The sequence below is a fragment of the Salegentibacter maritimus genome (assembly GCF_016236915.1).
In the GTDB taxonomy this organism is placed as follows: Bacteria; Bacteroidota; Bacteroidia; order Flavobacteriales; family Flavobacteriaceae; genus Salegentibacter; species Salegentibacter maritimus.
The window spans coordinates 17,207-30,419 of the sequence record NZ_JAEHOK010000007.1; the positions used below are offsets into that span (position 1 = coordinate 17,207).

Annotated in this window: 14 protein-coding genes; 5 read left to right on the forward strand and 9 right to left on the reverse strand. The window is 36.8% G+C overall.

Annotation, left to right across the window (positions count from 1 at the left end):
• Positions 1 to 104: 104 nt before the first annotated feature.
• Both I6U49_RS06725 and I6U49_RS06730 read right to left on the reverse strand, forming a co-directional pair.
• On the reverse strand, positions 105 to 1,553 hold the full coding sequence (locus tag I6U49_RS06725; protein ID WP_193711865.1) for a glyceraldehyde-3-phosphate dehydrogenase: 1,449 nt from the start codon (positions 1,551 to 1,553) through the stop codon (positions 105 to 107).
• A 325-nt stretch (positions 1,554 to 1,878) separates the two neighbouring features.
• A complete protein-coding gene (locus I6U49_RS06730; RefSeq protein WP_198628079.1) occupies positions 1,879 to 3,276 on the reverse strand; it encodes a S1C family serine protease in 1,398 nt (465 codons plus the stop codon).
• Positions 3,277 to 3,413: 137 nt separating this feature from the next.
• Between I6U49_RS06730 and dapF the strand changes: the two genes are divergently transcribed.
• From dapF to I6U49_RS06750, 4 genes are all read left to right on the forward strand, one after another.
• Complete coding sequence (gene dapF, locus I6U49_RS06735) at positions 3,414 to 4,202, forward strand: diaminopimelate epimerase (RefSeq protein WP_198628080.1); 789 nt, start codon at positions 3,414 to 3,416, stop codon at positions 4,200 to 4,202.
• The gene (locus I6U49_RS06740; RefSeq protein ID WP_198628081.1) at positions 4,196 to 4,720 is read left to right on the forward strand and encodes a GNAT family N-acetyltransferase; all 525 of its coding nucleotides are present in this window, start codon (positions 4,196 to 4,198) and stop codon (positions 4,718 to 4,720) included. The genes dapF and I6U49_RS06740 overlap by 7 nt, the downstream gene beginning before the upstream one ends.
• Positions 4,720 to 5,760, forward strand: coding sequence for an endolytic transglycosylase MltG (mltG, locus tag I6U49_RS06745; protein WP_198628082.1), 1,041 nt, complete (start codon positions 4,720 to 4,722; stop codon positions 5,758 to 5,760). The genes I6U49_RS06740 and mltG overlap by 1 nt, the downstream gene beginning before the upstream one ends.
• A 212-nt stretch (positions 5,761 to 5,972) precedes the next feature.
• Positions 5,973 to 6,644 carry a peptidoglycan-binding protein LysM gene (locus tag I6U49_RS06750; protein WP_193711860.1) on the forward strand — a complete coding sequence of 224 codons (672 nt, stop codon included), beginning with the start codon at positions 5,973 to 5,975 and terminating at the stop codon, positions 6,642 to 6,644.
• Here the strand turns inward: I6U49_RS06750 and I6U49_RS06755 are convergent.
• The 3 genes from I6U49_RS06755 to dnaA are packed head-to-tail and all read right to left on the reverse strand — an operon-like array spanning position 6,641 to position 9,273.
• Positions 6,641 to 7,366, reverse strand: a complete 726-nt coding sequence (locus I6U49_RS06755; protein WP_198628083.1) for an SAM-dependent methyltransferase — start codon at positions 7,364 to 7,366, stop codon at positions 6,641 to 6,643. The genes I6U49_RS06750 and I6U49_RS06755 overlap by 4 nt on opposite strands.
• The gene (locus I6U49_RS06760) at positions 7,366 to 7,836 is read right to left on the reverse strand and encodes a low molecular weight protein-tyrosine-phosphatase (protein WP_198628084.1); all 471 of its coding nucleotides are present in this window, start codon (positions 7,834 to 7,836) and stop codon (positions 7,366 to 7,368) included. Before I6U49_RS06760 ends, I6U49_RS06755 begins: the two co-directional genes overlap by 1 nt.
• 9 nt (positions 7,837 to 7,845) lie before the next feature.
• Complete coding sequence (gene dnaA, locus I6U49_RS06765; RefSeq protein ID WP_193711857.1) at positions 7,846 to 9,273, reverse strand: chromosomal replication initiator protein DnaA; 1,428 nt, start codon at positions 9,271 to 9,273, stop codon at positions 7,846 to 7,848.
• A gap of 206 nt (positions 9,274 to 9,479) precedes the next feature.
• Between dnaA and I6U49_RS06770 the strand changes: the two genes are divergently transcribed.
• Entirely contained in the window at positions 9,480 to 9,875 is a 396-nt protein-coding gene (locus tag I6U49_RS06770; protein WP_193711856.1) for an acyl-CoA thioesterase, read from the forward strand.
• A gap of 92 nt (positions 9,876 to 9,967) precedes the next feature.
• On the opposite strand, the gene I6U49_RS06775 is transcribed toward I6U49_RS06770, so the two are convergent.
• From I6U49_RS06775 to ribD, 4 genes are all read right to left on the reverse strand, one after another.
• Positions 9,968 to 10,576, reverse strand: a complete 609-nt coding sequence (locus tag I6U49_RS06775; protein ID WP_198628085.1) for an IMPACT family protein — start codon at positions 10,574 to 10,576, stop codon at positions 9,968 to 9,970.
• Positions 10,577 to 10,683: 107 nt separating this feature from the next.
• On the reverse strand, positions 10,684 to 11,556 hold the full coding sequence (locus tag I6U49_RS06780; protein WP_198628086.1) for an EamA/RhaT family transporter: 873 nt from the start codon (positions 11,554 to 11,556) through the stop codon (positions 10,684 to 10,686).
• Positions 11,553 to 12,161 (reverse strand): HAD family hydrolase, encoded by a 609-nt coding sequence (locus I6U49_RS06785; protein WP_198628087.1) that lies wholly within the window; start codon positions 12,159 to 12,161, stop codon positions 11,553 to 11,555. Before I6U49_RS06785 ends, I6U49_RS06780 begins: the two co-directional genes overlap by 4 nt.
• Positions 12,154 to 13,191 (reverse strand): bifunctional diaminohydroxyphosphoribosylaminopyrimidine deaminase/5-amino-6-(5-phosphoribosylamino)uracil reductase RibD, encoded by a 1,038-nt coding sequence (gene ribD / locus I6U49_RS06790; protein ID WP_198628088.1) that lies wholly within the window; start codon positions 13,189 to 13,191, stop codon positions 12,154 to 12,156. The genes I6U49_RS06785 and ribD overlap by 8 nt, the downstream gene beginning before the upstream one ends.
• Between the last annotated feature and the right edge of the window lie 22 nt (positions 13,192 to 13,213).

Below are 13,213 nucleotides of genomic sequence, written 5' to 3' on the forward strand. Positions count from 1 at the left end.
GTTTTGGTCAATAAAGCGAAGCTGCACCAAGTAGAAAGATTTTTGAATATTTTGGAAGCCTTAGCTTTATTGAGATTGCAAATACCTTCTAAAGTTTATAAGCTCTAGTAATAGGTAAACCTCCTTACTTTTGCAATATACTTTGCCAGTCTTATTAATTGATGGCTGTAACCGTATTCATTATCATACCATATATACAGAATAACATTTTTTCCATCTGCAGAAACTATAGTTGCTTTACTGTCATAAATTGCCGGAGCATTAGAACCAACTATATCTGAAGAAACCAATTCATTATCTAACGAATATTTAATCTGCTCTACAAGTTCACCTTCCAGCGCATATTTTCTTAAAACCTGGTTTATACTTTCAACACTTGTTTGGGCTTCTACTTCAAGGTTTAAAATAGCCAAAGAACCATTAGGTACGGGGACTCTAATTGCATTAGAAGTTAATTTACCTTCAAAAACGGGTAATGCTTTGGCTACGGCTTTACCGGCACCGGTTTCGGTAATAACCATATTTAGTGCAGCCGCGCGGCCCCGACGATATTTGCTATGCATATTGTCTACCAAGTTCTGGTCGTTGGTATAGGCGTGAATAGTTTCTAAATGCCCGTGTATAACTCCAAGTGTATCCTGAACAGCTTTTAAAACTGGAGTGATTGCGTTGGTAGTGCAGGAAGCTGCTGAGAATATCGAAATTTTATCTGGGTTATATTCTTTATGGTTTACACCGTGAACAATATTAGGAACGCCCTTTCCCGGAGCAGAAAGTAAAACTTTTGCCGCTCCTTTTGCTTTTAAATGCCTACTTAATGCCTCTTTATCCCTAAAAGCGCCGGTGTTGTCTATAATTAATGCTTTGTCTATTCCGTATTTTGTGTAATCTATATCTTCAGGTTTATCTGCCGATATTACATTTACCGTGGTGCCATTTATAATAAGGGCCTTGTGCTCTTCATCTACGTTAACCGTTCCGGAAAAAACTCCGTGAACCGAATCATTCTTTAGTAAGGAAGCACGTTTCTCCAGTACAGTTCTATTTACCGCTCCGCGCGTAACAATGGCTCGTAACCTTAGTTGGTTACCTTTACCGGTTCTGGCCATAAGTTCTCTGGCTACCAAACGACCAATGCGTCCAAAACCATAAAGTACTACATCTTTAGGTACTATCTTCCCATATTTTTTTGCGTCTTTTAATTTGTCGGAAACAAAAGCCATGGCGTTAAGGTGCCCCTGGTCTTCTAAATGATATTCGTAGGTTAGTTTTCCTATATCCAGTTTTGCAGGTGGTAGATCCATATCCTGGATTGCTTTTGCAATTTCTACCGAATCAAAAATTGAAATAGGCTTCCCTACAAATTCTCCTGCATATTCATGAAGATCAAGAATATCACTAATGTTTCTATCCAGCAATTGATTCCTGAAAAGAACAAGTTCAATAGACTTGTTGTACCAAAGATCGCTAACGATGTTAATGAATTCTACGGTCGTTTTACGCCGATTTGCCTGAAAGGAAAGTTCTTTTTCGTAAACTTTGTTAAAGTTCATGTGTGGTTTGTGTTGTTTTAATCCCTCATAGAGGGCTTAATTCATCGAGACTTATCTCGAATATTTAAAATTATTTTCTATTCATACCTCGTTTGTTTGCATCGAGGTTTTCTGATTAATGCCGCAAAAGTATATATTTCAAACGTTTTCGTAAAGAAAAATTTGTATAAAAAGAGGTTGTCTGAAAAGTTCTTAAAATTGTCATCCTGAATTTATTTCAGGGTCTAAAATATTGATATTCAAAACATCTTAGAAGCTGAAACAAGTTCAGCTTGACGAAACTAGACATTTCAGACAACCTCTTTCCTGTTTTATTAATTCAAGCCTAACGCCAAACCATATGTTGTTTTTGGCCGTTTTTATCAACGATACTGATAATAATTTCTTCCGAAAGATTTTTTCGTCTAAAAATTCGTTCTACATCACCAACATTAGAAACTTTCTTATTATCTATAGCAGTTATAATGGTTCCTACTAGCTCTGAAGCTGGTAGCCTTGGAGATAAAGTTTTGTGAATTTTAACACCATGGTCAATGTTTAAAGCTTGTAGATCTTCCTTGGTGGCATTGGTGACTTCAATTTTTATAGGTTCAATTACATAAGTTTCAAACTTACTGAGTTTTACCTTTACCTGCTTTTCGTCTCCGGATCTTAAGAAGGTAACTTCAACTTCATCATCCGGGCGTTTTGTGTAAATATAACCGGTAAGATCTGAGAATTTATTAATTTGTATGTTATCTATTTTCTTGATTACATCACCTTCCTTTAAACCGGCTTTTTCGGCACCGCTGCCACTGGTAACTTCTGCTACCAGAACTCCCTGGGAAGTTTTTAAGTCTAATTCTTCAATAGCAGTTTGGGTAACACTTCCACCTCGAATGCCTAAAATTCCTTTTTGAACATCACCATACTCCATGATATCCTCTACTATTTTTCGGGTATTGTTGGAAGGTACGGCAAAGGCATAACCTACATAACTACCTGTTTGGGAGGTGATAGCAGTATTAATTCCTACAAGTTCCCCATTTATATTAACTAAAGCACCTCCACTATTTCCCGGGTTTATAGCCGCATCAGTTTGAATAAAAGATTGTGGAGTGTTATCAAAGGTGTTTAAGTCTCTTGCTGTAGCACTAATAATACCTGCAGTAACCGTACTTTTTAAGTTAAAAGGGTTTCCAACAGCTAAAACCCATTCTCCAAGCTTTACATTGTTGGAATCTCCAAATGGAATATAGTCTAAATTTTCAGCATCAATTTTTAATAATGCGATATCTGAAGTTTCATCGGTACCAATAATCTCTGCTTTATAGGTTTTGTTGTTGTTTAAAGTAACTTCAACTTCGTTTGCCTCTTTAATCACATGGTTGTTGGTTACAATATAACCGTCTGGAGAAATAATAACCCCAGAACCTGCTCCCTGTAGGGCTTTTCCGCCACTGTGGTTGCCATAAATTAGGTCTCTCATAGTTCTCGGGCCTCTGTAAATAGCAACATTTTTAACGTGAACCACACCATTTACCGTATTTTCAGCCGCTTTGGTGAAATCGGCATTGGTGCCGTAAAGATTTTTGGCATAATTCGCTGAAATTACTTCAGCACCTGTATTGGAAACCGGTGGTAAAGTAGGAGGCACTTCCTCTTCAAAAAATATCTTATAACTCCCTAAAGTTAGGGCGCCTCCAAGTATAGAAACGAGAAGTAGTTTTGATAAATTTTTCATTTTGTAAAACGTGTTTTTGTATAATTCAACTTTAAAATTATAATATTAATATTTTCAGTTTTTAACTTTAACGGCCATTTAACAACCTAAAAAATCGTCTATTTTATAGTATCTTTGTAGCCCTTAAAATTTACGTAATGAAAATTCCATTTTACAAATATCAAGGTACGGGAAACGATTTTGTGATGATTGATAACCGTCAAAATCTAATATCCAAAAACAATACCAAATTAATAAACAGGCTTTGTGACCGAAAATTTGGCATTGGGGGGGACGGGTTAATACTTTTAGAAAACCCTGAAGTGGCCGGAGACGATTTTAAAATGGTGTATTTTAATGCAGATGGTAATGAAAGTAGTATGTGTGGTAATGGAGGTAGGTGCCTTGTTGCTTTTGCTAAATTCCTTGGAATTATTGAAGATAAAGCAACTTTTACTGCTGTAGACGGGCCGCACAAAGCAACAATTACCGGCGATGAGGTAAGTTTGCAAATGCAGGATCTTACCGAAATAAAACAATCGGGAAATATGGCATTTCTGGATACCGGGTCACCGCATCATGTTGTTTTTACAAAAAATGTAGCTCAACTAGATGTAAAAAAAGAAGGTGCAGAAATTAGATATTCTGATGCTTATATAGGTAACGGTGGCACCAATGTAAATTTTGTAGATATGCAGGAGAATAACACCTTTCTTGTGAGAACCTACGAAAGGGGGGTGGAAGATGAGACGCTTTCCTGTGGAACCGGTGTAACTGCCGTTGCCCTTGCGGCACATGCCTCGGGAAAGGCAAATAGCAACACCGTAAAACTTATTGTTCCGGGTGGGGAACTGTCGGTTTCTTTTAAAAAGGAAGGCGATACCTATAGGGATGTTTGGCTTACCGGCCCGGCAGAACAGGTTTTTAAAGGGGAAATAATATGCTAAGTTTAAAAGGAAATAAGGTTTATTTGCGAGCACTTGAGCCTGAAGATCTCGACTTTGTTCACAGGATTGAAAATACTGAAGAGTTTTGGGAAGTAAGTGCGACACAAACTCCTTATTCCAGGTATATGATTAAGCAATATCTTGAAAATGCACATCGGGATATTTATGATGTGAAGCAATTGCGGTTGGTAATATGTGATCTTCAGAAAAAAGAGGTGGGTTTAATAGATATTTTTGATTTTGAGCCAAAAGATCGCCGTGCGGCCATAGGTATATTAATAGCCGATGCAGCAGACCGCGAAAAAGGCTATGGTGCTGAAACGCTTAATCTTATTTGTAGTTATTGTTTTAAACATCTGGCCCTGCACCAGGTATATGCGAATATTACCCAGGGAAACGAAACCAGTATAAAGCTTTTTGAAAAGCAGGGGTTTCAAAAAGTTGGGGTGAAGAAAGATTGGACCTATTCTCAGGGGCAATTTAAAGACGAAATTCTATATCAATTGATCAATAAATAATGTACATAAAAAAAATTCTCCTTGCCATAGCCATTCTTGGGCTGGTGGCTCTTTCTATTTTTAGTTATTATATCTATAACAGTATCTTTTCTGCCAATACTTCTTTTTCAGAAGACAAATTGGTTTATGTGCCTACCGGTGCAAATTATCAAACTGTAATAGATAGCCTGCAACCTTTTGTTGAAGATATGAATTCTTTTGATTTGGTAGCCAGAAAAAAAGGCTATGCTTCAAATATTAAAGCAGGTAGGTTTGCGATTAAACCCGGTATGAACAACAATGAGTTGGTAAACGCTTTACGACGTGGCAATGTGCCGGTTAAATTAACCTTCAACAATCAGGAGCGTCTTGAAGACCTGGCAGGAAGAATCGCTCAGCAAATTGAAGCCGATAGCATTGCTTTAATTAAAGCATTTAAAGATGAAGATTTTTTAACTGAAAACAATTTTACCGAGGCTGATGCCCTGGCTATGTATATTCCAAACCAGTATGAGGTGTATTGGAATACCTCTGCTGAAGAATTTAGAAGTAGAATGAAGCGCGAATATGAACGTTTTTGGACAGAAGAGAAAAGAAAGAAAGCCAGAGAAATTGGGTTGAACCCTAAAGAGGTGTCTACTTTAGCTTCAATAGTACATAAAGAGACGGTTAAAGTTGACGAGAGACCAAAAGTAGCAGGAGTTTATATGAATAGGTATAAAAATGGCTGGAAGTTGGATGCCGATCCTACCGTAATCTATGCCCTTAAGAACAAAACCCAGAAATGGGATACTGTTATAAAAAGAGTGCTGTATAAAGATTTAGAACTCGATTCGCCTTACAATACATACAAATTTAAAAACTTGCCTCCCGGCCCGATTTTTATGGCAGATATTTCTGCAATAAATGCGGTACTTAATTATGAAGATCATGATTACTTCTATTTTGTAGCCGATGTAGAAAATTTTGGCTATCATAAATTTGCTAAAAATCTGGCGCAACATAACAGGAATAAGCGTGAATATGTGCGTTGGATTAATAAGCAGGGTATAAAAAGATAAATTAAATTTTTAGGTCCTGGGCTTAAGGTTTATCTAACACTTTGAATAGCTGTTTCTTATAGCGATGTTAAGTAGGGGTGAAACTTTATAAATTGCTTAACAGGCTGGTCTTTAGATTTTTAAAATTTGTTGTACATTTGCACGGCGAAATTGAAAGGGGTGTTAGCTATATTATTTAGCCAAAACCATTAACCTTTCAGAAACAAAATCTAATGAGAAAGAAAATTGCAAAATTTTCAATCTTGCCTGTTTTTGCAGGCTGCATGTTTTTCAGTTTTTCGACCAGAGAAGCAGCGAATTTGGAAATTGAAGGTTATTCAACTTCCAATCTTGAACTAAATTATACTGTGGCTCTTTTAGAGGAGAGCGAATTAGTAGAAGATTTGAGCCTAAAAAGGCCTTTGCCTAAGCTAGGTAAGTCTTATGACGGATTCAAAGAAGCGCTGGGATTTAAAGAGTCTCGCGGAAATTACCAAAGTGTGAACGAGTTTGGCTATATGGGAAAATACCAGTTTGGTATTGGAACATTAGAATTGTTGGGAATATACAATGCTGCCGAATTCCTTAACTCTCCTGCTTTGCAAGAAGCGGCCTTTTACACAAATTCATCAAGAAATAAGTGGATCTTAATTCGTGATATTGCTCGCTTTGAGGGTAAGGTGATCAATGGAGTAAAAGTAACTGAATCTGGTATTCTTGCGGCTGCCCATCTTGCCGGTCCCGGAAGTGTGAAAAAATATCTGAGAAGTTGGGGTGCGCAATCTTTTAGCGATGCTTTTGGAACTTCAATTAGAAATTATATGAAAAAGTTTGGCGGTTATGATACTTCGTTTATAAAACCGGAGCAAAACCCCAGGGTAAATATAAAAGCCTATAGAGCTTAAATTTCTTTCTGAAATACAAAAATAGCAGGCCTCTTGTGGAGGTCTGTTTTTGTTTTCTTCCATTCCGAAGCCGGTTTGGTTACAATGTATTCTGTAGGCAGGGTAATGTCGCAAGCTATACATAGCCTTGTTGTGGGGTGTAAAAACTGAAGCAAATCTTCAAGTAATTTGTTGTTACGGTATGGGGTTTCAATAAAAATTTGAGCTTCGTTCTTTTCAAAGGAAAGCCGCTCTAAATCTTTTATTTCCTTTTTACGTTCTTTTTTGGCTATGGGTAAATATCCATTAAAGGTAAAACGCTGCCCATTCATGCCGCTGCCCATCATTGCCAGTAAAATTGAAGAAGGTCCAACTAGTGGGATTATCTGTATACCTTCAATATGGGCAATTTTTACAATTTCGGCACCCGGGTCGGCAACACCGGGGCATCCGGCTTCACTTAATAAACCAATATTTTTTCCTTCTTTACAATCTTTTAAGAAAGAAGGAATTTCACTAGCTTCGGTAAACTTGTTTAGGCTGTAAAACTTTAAAATAGACTGCTGCTTTTCTGGAAGTAGTTGTTTGATATGCCTGCGGGCTGTCTTTTCATTTTCAACAATATAAATATCCAGCTCCTGCATAATTTCTTTCACCTGAATGGGTAAAACCTGCATTGGGTTTGCCGCTCCCATGGTAGTAGGGATAAGATAAAGTTTTCCGGAGTATTTAAAGCCTGGCATTATGCTTTCTGTTCTTCCTTTAATTGTTCAGCTATTTTATCGCAGGCCTCATCAAGCATTTGGTATACGTTTTCAAAGCCGTGGTCGCCGCCGTAATATGGGTCGGGGACGTCCACATTTTCAGCGGGGAAAATTTCATCCAGAATTAATTGCACCTTTGTGCGATCGTCGTCGTTTCTTGCCAGGGAAATTACATCTCTAAAGTTGGAATTGTCCATAACATAAATAAGATCGAACTTATAGAAATCTTCTACTTTAAATTGTCTTCCGCGTTGATAAGTGATATCCAGCTTATTCTTTTTTGCTATGGCAATAGACCGCGGATCGGGAGTATCGTTAATATGATAACCTGCGGTTCCAGCCGAATCTACAAAAACCTGAGATTCATCTACTTTAGACTTTAAAATTCCCTCAGCAAGCGGTGATCTGCATATATTGCCAAGGCACACCATTAATACCTTAGTTTTCATAGATACTTTTTATATAGTAAGTTTTTTGTTGAGGTCTTCAACAAATTTTTTGAATTGTTTGTCGGTGGTAGATAAGTTATCTACGGTTTTGCATGCATGTAAAACAGTGGCGTGGTCACGTTTGCCAATTTGAGATCCAATACTGGCTAAAGAGGCTTTGGTGAATTTTTTAGCAAAAAACATAGCTAGCTGTCTTGCCTGTACAATATGTCTTTTACGAGTCTTAGATTGTAAGGTTTGTATATCCATTTGGAAATAATCGCTTACTACCTTCTGAATATAATCTATAGAAACTTCTCTTTTGGTATTTTTTACGTAGTTGTCTACAATTTTTTTAGCGAGTTCTAAGGTGATATCCTTTTTGTTGAAAGAAGAGTGGGCTATAAGCGAAATAATCGCCCCCTCCAATTCGCGAATATTCGTTTTAATATTATTGGCTAAAAACTCAACAATCTCCTCAGGCATCTCTACACCGTCTCTGTAAAGTTTGTTTTTAATAATAGAAATCCTGGTTTCAAAATCTGGATGTTGCAGTTCGGCAGAAAGCCCCCATTTAAACCTGGAAAGCAGGCGTTGCTCAATATCCTGCATATCTACCGGTGCCTTATCACTGGTTAAGATAACTTGTTTACCGTTTTGATGTAAATGGTTGAAAATATGGAAAAATACATCCTGGGTTCCCGCTTTACCTGATAACAATTGAATATCATCAACAATTAGAACATCAATAATTTGATAAAAATGAATAAAATCATTTCTATTATTTTTCTTGACTGATTCTATGTATTGCTGGGTAAACTTTTCAGCCGAAATATATAGAACGGTCTTTTCGGGATATTTATCTTTAATTTCAACCCCAATGGCATGTGCTAAATGGGTTTTTCCTAATCCTACCCCGCCAAAAATAAGCAGTGGGTTAAAAGAAGTTCCTCCCGGTTTATTGGCCACAGCCAGTCCGGCCGATCTTGCTAAACGGTTAGAATCTCCTTCCAGAAAATTTTCGAAATTGTAGCTCGGGTTTAATTGTGATTCAATTTTTACATTTCTAATTCCCGGGATTATAAATGGGTTTTTTAATTCTGGGTTTTTATTCTTTATAGGTACATCTACTTCCTGGGAAGTCATATTACTGCGCTGTGTACTCGGAATCTTTTCGGTAAACGGCATTTTGTTTCCGTAAGTATTTTCCATCTTAATCACATACACCAATTTTGCTTTTTCTCCAAGCTCTTTGGTAAGTGAAACTTTTAAAAGCTTTACGTAGTGCTCTTCCAGCCACTCATAAAAAAACTTTGAAGGCACTTGAATACTTAGGGCACAGTCTGTAAGTTTTACTGCTTGTATGGGTTCAAACCACGTTTTATATGCCTGTGGAGTAATATTATCTTTGATAAAAGCCAGACAGCTATTCCAAACTGATTGCGCAGTTTTTGACATGCTTTGTGTTGTATTATTTTAGGTTAGTAGTGGTTTATTTGTAGTTAAAAAGATATAGGGGTCTCTTAACTTAAGTGGAACAAATATGTGAACAAATTATCTAATAAAAAAACCAGTTTGGGCTTGACTTTTAAGAAAAATTTACGCATACTTAATTCCGCCAATGAAAATACAAAACCTCATTCACATTACCTGTTAAATTCAGTATGAAAAGTCATGTCTCTTATGTTAAAGTCCGTTATGCAGAAACCGATCAAATGGGGGTGGTGCACCACGGAAATTATGCTCAATACTTCGAAATAGCACGTCTTGAGTGGCTTATGGCCTTCGGGATTTCGTATAAAAATATGGAAGAAACCGGGGTGATGTTACCTGTTTATGAGCTTCAAACAAAATTTTTAAAGCCAGCCGTTTTTGAAGATGAACTTAAAATTGAAGTAAAATTGAAAGAACTTCCGTCTGTGAAGATAACTTTTGAATATGTAATTTATAATCAAAATAAAGAACTACTCACAACCGGGGCTACTACACTTGTTTTTATGGATGCTATTTCTAAAAAACCTATTCGATGCCCAAAATATATTTTAGATAAGTTGAAATAATAATTAAACAAATTCTTATACTTTTAGACCTGTAGGGTTTGCGCGATTAAACGTCATTTAAAATGATTTTAGGAATGTATGCTGTTTAAATTTTAATGCTCCATTCTTTTTATTCCTACCTTGTAGGTTGAATTGAATTTTTCAAAAATTGCATCTGCTTCTTTTTTTCTAACAGAAATATAAATTTTGCAATCCAGGGCCAGTTTTTGCTCTATAACTGTAAGGTTATTTTCCTTTATTAAGCGCATTACAATATTCATTTCGGGATAATCAAAACTAATCTCAAATACTTCGTCTATAGTGTATGTAATTATATTGGCTTCTTCCAGAGCCATTTGTGCGGCGGTTTTATACGCATTTATAAGTCCGCCAACACCAAGTTTTACACCACCAAAATACCTTACCACAACAATTAAAATATTGGTAACTTCAAACGACTGGATTTGCCCGTAAATGGGCATTCCGGCAGAATTTGAAGGTTCTCCATCGTCGTTGGCCCGATATTGAAAATCAGATTTTCCTAATTGCCAGGCATAACACCAATGCCGGGCTTTGTGGTGTTTCGATTTTAATTCTTCTAAATGAAGATTAGCTTCGTCTTCAGTTTTGACCGGAAAAGCATAACCGAAGAATTTTGAGTTTCGGTCTTTAAATAAAACTTCGGGAGAAGCTTTGGTTATGGTTTTATAGGTGTCTTTCATTTTAAATTGTTTTTAGGCCTAAAGTATTTGAAACCCACGAAGCCTTCTTCTTGATAGATTTATTGGCAACGCCAAAGGGTGTACCCCGAGGCTTGCCCCGACTTAGTTTACTGACTACTTGCCACCAGGATAATACTTAGCACAGCCAGTGCAATACCAATCCAGTTTTTCTTCAGTAAAACTTCTTTAAATAATACAATTCCCAAAATAGTAGAAGCCAAAACAATTCCTACATGGTTTAATGTAAAAATCACCGAATTTTCAAATCCCGGAGAACGGAGGGCCATTACTAAAAAATAGATCGAAAAATAATTGGGAATTCCTAATGCGATTCCGCCGGCAATGTTTCTCCAGGTAATTTTTAATTTTCCTAAAAATGCCTGGCCAATTAAAATAAGTGTCCCAATTATTCCTGCAATACCAAAAATACTGGACGAAAAAAGTCCTACATCATTTTCTGAAACATAAAAGTTTTCCAGGTAATTTATAGTGGTATCAATAACTCCACTTCCAATAAAAACCAGTAAGGGAAATATGAGGTTTTCTCTTTTTATACTTATGCCTTTTTTTGTTTTTATTGAGCTTAAGTATACCGCCAGCAAAGCAAGGATAACCCCCGTAATTTTTAAGAATCCCAGACTTTCATTATAAATAAATATTCCGCAGAAAACCGGGATGGCAAGCGACATTTTGGTAGCTACCGAAACCACCGATAGCCCGCTGCGCTGTGTGGTGATAGCTGCAAGATTAAATACAGTAATAAACAGGGCACCTAAAATGATAATACCCATAAACCATGATTCAGAGGGAATCCTTATCAGGTCTTCCGTACTTTCAATATACCCAAAAAAGCCTACGGTACATGCTATAAAATAATTAATAATTATAGCCTGTAGTGTGTTTACACCATATTTTTTATAAAGTCTAAAGACTACAAAAATTATGGTAGAAGAAAGAATGCTTAGCAGTAGGTAAATCAAAACAATTCCTTTCTGGCAGTAAATAAATCTATAATGTCTTCCTGCTGCGGATTAATATTCCAGGTGTGTAGCCCTAAGCTTTTGGCGGCTTCGGTGTTTTCTTTGGTGTCGTCTATAAAAAGGCATTCCCCGGCTTCTAAATTATGCTCTTGTAGTACAAACTCATAAATCTCGGTATCGGGTTTTCTAAAATTTATTTCGTGCGAAAGATAAAATGCATCAAAACAAGCTTTAAAATCTTCAAAAAACGCTACATTTTCTTTTATCCAATCTATATGAATTTCATTGGTGTTGCTTAGAAGAATTAACCGGTAATTTTTTTCTTCAGAAAGTTTCTTTAGAAATCGGTAGCGGTATTCGGGGAAGTCTATTAAAATGGCATTCCAGGAATTTTTAAACTGGTGTTCCTGAAGCTTAGGATATTCGGTTTGGTAAGATTTTATAAAAGCTTCTGATGAAATAAGCCCCTTTTCATATTGCTGATTTACTTGCAGTAAATTTTCTGAAAGTGCTGGGATTTGATGTTTACTCATTTCACGCATAGTTGCCGGTTTGTCCAGGTTTACAAATACGTCTCCAAAATCGAATATTAGGTTTTTAATCATTTTTGTAAATTTTTAAAGTATCTCGTTCCAGGTTGGTTTTTAAAATTGTCTTGCCTGAAAATCCCGGTGCTTTTACACCTTCATGAAACTCTGAAATTCCCGAAAAAACCCTGGCTTCGTCCCAAAGATTAAAATTTATAAATTCCTGAAGCGTTTTTGCTCCTCCTTCAATAATAAGCGACTGTAAGTTGTGCCTGTGTAGCACCTCGCAAATTTGTGCCGGGAGCTGTTCCTTAAAATTTAAGGTTTCAAATACTAAATTAGGGGTAGATGTTTCGGTTTTTTTGGTGAAAACAATAGTTTTTATACTACTATCAAATAAAGCTGAATTTTCTGGAATTTTTAATTCCCTGTCTATCACTACCCGCACAGGATTTTCGCCTTTCCAAAGTCTTGTGTTTAATTTAGGGTTATCTGCAATGGCAGTGTTTGTACCTACTAAAATAGCTTGTTCTTCACTACGCCATTTGTGTACCAATTGCTTAGAATATTGATTGGTAATCCAAACCGGCCCCCTTGTTTCCTGAATTTTTGGAGCGATAAAACCATCGGCGGTATGGGCCCATTTCAAAACAATATAGGGGCGCTTTTTTTGATGAAAGGTGAAAAAGCGCTTGTTGAGATCCCGGCATTCTTTCTCTAAAACCCCAATTTGGACATCACAACCTGCTTCCATCAATTTCTTAATACCACGCCCGGCTACCTTAGCAAAAGGATCTATGGTGCCAATTACCACCTTTTTAATACCTTTTGCAATAATTAAATCGCTACACGGAGGAGTTTTTCCATAGTGGCTGCAAGGCTCCAGGCTAACATATATTGTGGCGTGCTTTAAAAGCGATGTGTCTTTAACAGAATTTACCGCGTTTACTTCAGCATGGGCTTCCCCTGCTTTTTGATGCCAGCCTTCACCAATAATTTTATTTTTATGAACAATTACGCTGCCTACCAATGGATTAGGGTAGGTGGTTCCCAGGCCATTTTTGGCCAGTTCGATACAACGTTTTATGTATTTTTCGTGTATATTCACACCGCTAAAATAGGATTATTTA

What these genes read in the sequence shown, in the direction of transcription:
- I6U49_RS06725 (WP_193711865.1), bottom strand. Translation starts at nt 1,553, where the DNA reads ATGAACTTTAACAAAGTTTACGAAAAAGAACTTTCCTTTCAGGCAAAT.
- I6U49_RS06730 (WP_198628079.1), bottom strand. Translation starts at nt 3,276, where the DNA reads ATGAAAAATTTATCAAAACTACTTCTCGTTTCTATACTTGGAGGCGCC.
- dapF (WP_198628080.1), top strand. Translation starts at nt 3,414, where the DNA reads ATGAAAATTCCATTTTACAAATATCAAGGTACGGGAAACGATTTTGTG.
- I6U49_RS06740 (WP_198628081.1), top strand. Translation starts at nt 4,196, where the DNA reads ATGCTAAGTTTAAAAGGAAATAAGGTTTATTTGCGAGCACTTGAGCCT.
- mltG (WP_198628082.1), top strand. Translation starts at nt 4,720, where the DNA reads ATGTACATAAAAAAAATTCTCCTTGCCATAGCCATTCTTGGGCTGGTG.
- I6U49_RS06750 (WP_193711860.1), top strand. Translation starts at nt 5,973, where the DNA reads ATGAGAAAGAAAATTGCAAAATTTTCAATCTTGCCTGTTTTTGCAGGC.
- I6U49_RS06755 (WP_198628083.1), bottom strand. Translation starts at nt 7,366, where the DNA reads ATGCCAGGCTTTAAATACTCCGGAAAACTTTATCTTATCCCTACTACC.
- I6U49_RS06760 (WP_198628084.1), bottom strand. Translation starts at nt 7,836, where the DNA reads ATGAAAACTAAGGTATTAATGGTGTGCCTTGGCAATATATGCAGATCA.
- dnaA (WP_193711857.1), bottom strand. Translation starts at nt 9,273, where the DNA reads ATGTCAAAAACTGCGCAATCAGTTTGGAATAGCTGTCTGGCTTTTATC.
- I6U49_RS06770 (WP_193711856.1), top strand. Translation starts at nt 9,480, where the DNA reads ATGAAAAGTCATGTCTCTTATGTTAAAGTCCGTTATGCAGAAACCGAT.
- I6U49_RS06775 (WP_198628085.1), bottom strand. Translation starts at nt 10,576, where the DNA reads ATGAAAGACACCTATAAAACCATAACCAAAGCTTCTCCCGAAGTTTTA.
- I6U49_RS06785 (WP_198628087.1), bottom strand. Translation starts at nt 12,161, where the DNA reads ATGATTAAAAACCTAATATTCGATTTTGGAGACGTATTTGTAAACCTG.